The organism is Achromobacter sp. ACM04, assembly GCF_014851465.1.
In the GTDB taxonomy this organism is placed as follows: domain Bacteria; phylum Pseudomonadota; class Gammaproteobacteria; order Burkholderiales; family Burkholderiaceae_B; genus Achromobacter; species Achromobacter aegrifaciens.
In genome coordinates, this window is record NZ_JACUZS010000019.1 from 1 (window position 1) to 468 (window position 468).

The window sequence follows — 468 nt, forward strand, 5'->3', positions numbered from 1 at the left end:
CCCTACGACCCTGTCAAGGACTTCACTCCGGTCCTCCCTTTTTTTCTCTCTTCCCCCTTGCTGGTCTCCCCCCCTTCCGCGCCCTTTTCTCCCCCGTCTCCGCTTCTCTCCTCCTCTCTTTCCCCTCCTTTCCCTCTTCCCTTCTCTTCCTCCCTCCCTTTTTCCCCCTCTCCTCTTCCCTTCTCCCTCCTCCCTCCTCCTCCCTTCCCTTTTTTCTTTTCTCTTTCCCTTCCTTTCTCTTCTTTCCTCCTTCTTCCCTCCTCCTCCCTCTCCTTCCTTCCCCCTTTTCTCCCCTCCCCCTCCTTTCTTCCCTCTTCTTTCCCCTTCTTCTTCTTTCTTCCTCTTCCCTTCCTCTTCTCTCCCTTCTCTTTCCTCTCCTTCTTTTCCTCCCTCTTCTTCCCCTTTTGCCTTCCCCTTCCTTCCTCCCTCCCCTCTTTCTTTCCTTTTCTCCTCTTTCCCTTCCTCTCC

Annotated in this window: 1 protein-coding gene; it reads right to left on the reverse strand. The window is 54.5% G+C overall.

Annotation, left to right across the window (positions count from 1 at the left end; genetic code table 11):
• Positions 1 to 2: 2 nt before the first annotated feature.
• Positions 3 to 468, reverse strand: a 466-nt coding sequence (locus tag IB259_RS31275) for a hypothetical protein (protein WP_192331053.1), incomplete at its 5' end; no start/stop codon positions are given.